The following is a 4,989-nucleotide window of genomic DNA, read 5'->3' on the forward strand; positions in this document are numbered from 1 at the left end:
CATTCCGAACCCGGAAGCTAAGACCCACAGCGCCGATGGTACTGCACCCGGGAGGGTGTGGGAGAGTAGGTCACCGCCGGACACTATTTACGGCCAAGGCCCCGACAGCAAACGTCGGGGCCTTCGCTCTTTAACCCCAAATATCCCCCGGGAGTCGACGGGCCCTGCCGGCACGGCCCCGCCACTGCCCGGCCGCGGTGCCGGCAGACTCAACGGCAGGGGTTTTGCACCGGCCGAGATTTATAGGCACGCTCTCTCACGTCCTGCACCGAAACCCGGCTCGCTCACTCACTCCTTGCGCCTTCTCCGGCAACGCTCTCTCACTTCCTGCACCGAAACAAGGGACCCTCTCTCACTTCCTGCGCCCTCACCGGCGACGCTTCTCCGGCGTCGGCTCTAGACTTACACTCCATGAGCCCTACATCCTCTGGACGCCCGGCAAAGCCGGCAACAATCCTCGACGTAGCGGCCGCCGCAGGTGTTTCACGCCAAACAGTCACGCGCGCCATGAACGGCATGCCGGGAATCAAAGAATCCACCCGGGAACGCGTGCAGGAGCTCGCACGTGAACTTGGATACACGCCAAGTCGTTTTGCGAGGGGCCTCGTCCAGGGATCGAGAACTTCGGTAGGGCTTGCCATCCCCGATCTCACCAACCCTTATTTCCCGGCGTTCGCTTCGAGCGTGGTGGAGCTGGCCACCCAACGTGGATGGCACATCGTGGTTGACGACTATGGCCATGGCGGACGGACCGGGCTCGATGCCGTGGACCACCTGGCACCCCAAGTTGACGCCGTTATCGGATACCTTGGCGGGTACGCCGAGCAGGCTCAGGCCGTGATGGGCCGGCGCCCGCTGATTGTCCTGGACGAAACTCCCGGCGGTGCAGCAGGAAGCATCAACTTCGACTACGCCGAGGCAGCAAAGCTGGCCGTCGATCATCTGTGGAACACTAACCGGCGCAACATCGCCTATATGGACGCGTGCAGCTCCAGCCTGATCGGGTCCGGCCAGGTACCCACTGGCCCATCCAAGTTCGGGACCCCGGAAGTCCTCGCCCGGGTTCCGTCGACAGAAGCTGACGGTGGGCCGTGCACCGTCCGCGGCCTGGCTGTCACTGGGCGCCTGGACGGTACCGGGGCTCCGTGGGCGCTGGTCACGGCGGCGGAAACGGCTGAGGCAGCGCGGGCGGCCGCCGCTGCGTTGCTGCGCGAGCGGCCCGAGACCGATGGGATCCTGGTCTTCAACGATCTGATGGCTGCCGGCGTCCTGAAGGCAGTTCGTGAAGCGGGACTCAGGGTTCCGGAAGGCTGCGCGGTCATAGGCATGGACGGCATCCCGCTGGGGGAATTCCTGACGCCAGAGCTCAGCACCTTGGCGCTGGACCTGCGGGAGGTGGGCCGGGCCGCCGTCGAACTCCTGGAAGGGCTCCTGGCCGGCGCCGTTGCGCCCGGTTCAGACGCCGCGCGCCTGACCCTGGAGCATCAGCTGCTTCTGCGCGAGTCGGCCTGAGCCGCTTGGGAGGTAACTCCGCTGGCCGCAGCCGCGGTGAGCCGCAAGGTTGGCCGTCGCGAAGCGAGGAACACCCTGTTCAAGAAAGGCCTGCTCGCGTAAGATCCATGGAACGTGAACGTTCACGAACTAATCCGGGTGCCATGACTTCGTAACCGAGCGCCCCTGTACCGGAACAACTCCAACCCGAGGAAACGCCATGTCAGCTGAGCACACCACCGGACACGACGCCGTCGCCGTAGGGGAATCCGCCCTGGACCTGGCCGCTGAACAGCTTGCCGGGATCGAGTCCCTGGCCCCGCCGCAGGGTACGCTTCCTGCCCGCGCCTACCTTGAAAGCACCGCGCCCCGGCTGTCCCTGAACGGCATGTGGAAGTTCAGGCTTCACCCCGGCATCCGTCGGGCACCGCAGGACGGCTGGCAGTCTGGCGGGGACCGCCCGGACTTCACCGATCTCCCGGTGCCGTCCAGCTGGCCCATGCACGGCCACGGGACACCCTGGTACACCAACGTTCAATTCCCCTTTGCCGTGGAACCGCCGCACGCACCGGAGGCCAACCCCGTCGGGGATCTGTTCGTGGAGTTTTCGGCGGGTCCGGAGTATTTCCCGTCGGCGCTGCTCCGCTTTGACGGCATCGAGTCTGCCGGAACCATCTGGCTGAACGGCACGCTGCTGGGCACCACCCGCGGCAGCCGGCTCGCGCACGAATTCGATGTTGCGGGCGTGCTGGTACCGGGCAGGAATGTCTTGGCCGTCCAGGTTGCCCAGTTCTCGGCTGCCAGCTTCGTGGAGGACCAGGACATGTGGTGGCTGCCCGGCATCTTCAGGGACGTCACGCTGCAGGCCCGCCCGGAAGAGGGGATTGACGACGTCTTTGTCCACGCTGACTTCGACCACCGCAGCGGTGAAGGCATCCTGCGAATCGAGGCGAGCCGGGCGGGCGAGCCGGTTGACGCCGTCGTGCGCGTTCCGGAACTGGGCCTGGAATTGCCGGCCGGGGCCGAGCATCGGCTCCCGGGCATCGACCCGTGGTCGGCCGAGCTGCCACGGCTGTACGAGGCGAGCGTCAGCACGCCGGGGGAGACGGTCTCCGTGCAGCTCGGGTTCCGCACCATCAGCATCGAGGACGCCCAGTTCAAGGTCAACGGGCGCCGGATCCTGCTCCGCGGCGTCAACCGCCACGAACACCACCCCAAGTTGGGTCGGGTGGTGCCGAGGGAGGTCATGGTAAGCGAGCTGTGGCTCATGAAGCGGCACAACATCAACGCCATCCGGACGTCGCACTACCCGCCCCACCCGGATTTCCTGGCGCTGGCGGACCAGCTGGGCTTCTACGTTGTCCTCGAGTGCGATCTGGAAACCCACGGTTTTGAAGAAGGCGGCTGGAAGCAGAATCCCAGCGCCGATCCGCACTGGCAGCCCGCGCTTGTTGACCGGATGTCCAGGACGGTGGAGCGCGACAAGAACCATGCCTCGGTCATCATGTGGTCCTTGGGTAACGAGGCAGGTACAGGCGAGAACCTGGCCGCCATGTCCCGCTGGACCAAGCTTCGCGACCCCTCCAGGCCCATCCACTACGAGGGCGACTGGACCTCGGCCTACGTGGACGTCTACTCCAGGATGTACGCCAGCCAGGCGGAGACCGGGCTGATCGGCCAGGGTGTGGAACCTCCCCTGGATGATGCGGGCCTGGACGCCCGGCGGCGTGCCATGCCGTTCGTCCTGTGCGAATACGTCCACGCCATGGGCAACGGCCCGGGCGGCATGTCCGAATACCAAGAGCTTTTCGATCGCTACCCACGGCTGATGGGCGGCTTCGTGTGGGAGTGGCTCGAGCACGGCATACTCCGCACCGGGGAAGACGGGAAGGAATACTTCGTCTACGGCGGAGACTTCGGCGAGGAAGTCCACGACGGCAACTTCGTCACTGACGGCCTCGTGGACGCCAACCGCGTCCCCCGCCCGGGCCTGCTGGACTTCAAGAAAGTGATCGAGCCGCTATCCATCGACGTGGCGGGGGACTGGTCCGCGTTTGCGCTCACCAACCGCTTCGATTTCGCTGACACCTCGGGACTGGAGTTCCGGTACGTTGTGGAGGCCGACGGCGTAACGGTCGACGGCGGCCGGGTGGACGTTGGGCCCGTGGCGCCCCATGAGTCTGCCGATGTGCGGCTGCCGGCGGGGCTGCTGGAACGCGCCGTGCCGGCTCCTGCGGTGCTCACGGTACGGGCCGTACTCCGGGAGGACGCCGCATGGGCAAAATCAGGGCACGAGGTTGCCTGGGGCCAGGCGTCCGCCAATATGCCGGCCGCCCCGAAGCCAACGGCCATTGCCAGGGTCGAGGTCGAAGATGAGCTGCTGCGCCTGGGGCCGGCCGTCTTCGACCGTGCCACAGGTTCGCTTACGCGGCTGGGTGAAACCCCCGTCGAAGGACTAAGGCTCATGCTGTGGCGTGCCCCCACGGACAACGACCTCGGAGCGGAATGGGGCAGCCCGGATCCCCGCCCCGCGGCCAAGCAGTGGCTGGACGCCGGCCTCAACCGGATGCACACGCGGCTCCTCGGCATTTCCTCCCGACCCTCGGCTGGCGGTGGCGAGGAACTCGTTGTGCGGACACGGGTTGCCCCTGCCGGCAAACAGTTCGGGGTTCTTGCCGAGTACACATGGTCCAGCGACGGAACCGGCGTCAGCCTGCGGACCACGGTCACGCCCGACGGGTCGTGGATCGACGCCGGCTGGCCAGTCCCGTGGGCGCGGATCGGCGTTGAACTGATCGTGGGGACATCGACCAGGACCGTGGAATGGTTCGGCCAGGGACCGCATCACAGCTACCCGGATACCGGCCAGGGCACCAAAGTTGGCTGGTACAAATTGCCGTTGCGGGACATGGACGTGGATTACGTCCGCCCCCAGGAATCGGGTGCCCGTTCCGGTGTGTACTCGGCAGCTTTGGACCTCGACGCCGGCCGGCTCGCCATTAGCGGCGCACCATTTGCACTTACCGTGCGCCCGTACAGCCAGGAAGTCCTGGCTGCCGCCACGCATCAGCCGGAGCTCCGCCCGGACGGCCGAACTTACGTCTACGTCGACCACATGCGCCATGGCGTCGGCACCGCGGCCTGCGGCCCGGGGGTTCTGGACGGCTATCGCTTGGAGCCGCGGGAAGTCGACTTCACGGTGGCGTTCCGTGTGACTCAGTCCACATAAGGCAGCCGGACAGGCGGTGATGCCGTGAGGGGACTTTATGGGCCGGAAATCCGCGGAATCCCGCGGATTTCCGGCCCATCCTTTTCGCTAGCGGGTGCATTTGCGTGGGGTGCCCGGGCCGTGTAAAGTAATTCGAGTCGCCGCCGCTGATGCGGAAAGAAAGCGACCGACCCCCTTCTGAATGGCCTGGAAAACGGCGCTTTTATGGCGTGTGGAATCCGGGTGGGGATCCTTGTTTGAGCCGTGGACCGCGGAGACGCTGGTTTGCA

At 66.1% G+C, this 4,989-nt stretch carries 2 protein-coding genes and 1 rRNA gene; all 3 read left to right on the forward strand.

What is annotated here, in order from left to right; all coding sequences use genetic code 11:
• Positions 1-82: ribosomal RNA gene (gene rrf, locus AC1DDG_RS21485) — 5S ribosomal RNA — on the forward strand; the annotation flags it as partial.
• A gap of 329 nt (positions 83-411) precedes the next feature.
• On the forward strand, positions 412-1,512 hold the full coding sequence (locus AC1DDG_RS21490) for a LacI family DNA-binding transcriptional regulator (protein ID WP_476877673.1): 1,101 nt from the start codon (positions 412-414) through the stop codon (positions 1,510-1,512).
• Positions 1,513-1,711: 199 nt separating this feature from the next.
• The gene (locus AC1DDG_RS21495; protein ID WP_476877674.1) at positions 1,712-4,720 is read left to right on the forward strand and encodes a glycoside hydrolase family 2 TIM barrel-domain containing protein; all 3,009 of its coding nucleotides are present in this window, start codon (positions 1,712-1,714) and stop codon (positions 4,718-4,720) included.
• The last annotated feature ends 269 nt before the right edge of the window (positions 4,721-4,989 follow it).

It is taken from the genome of Arthrobacter sp. 10L430 (assembly GCF_056395245.1).

Coding starts and splice junctions, on each gene's coding strand:
- AC1DDG_RS21490 (WP_476877673.1), top strand. CDS start 412: ATGAGCCCTACATCCTCTGGACGCCCGGCAAAGCCGGCAACAATCCTC.
- AC1DDG_RS21495 (WP_476877674.1), top strand. CDS start 1,712: ATGTCAGCTGAGCACACCACCGGACACGACGCCGTCGCCGTAGGGGAA.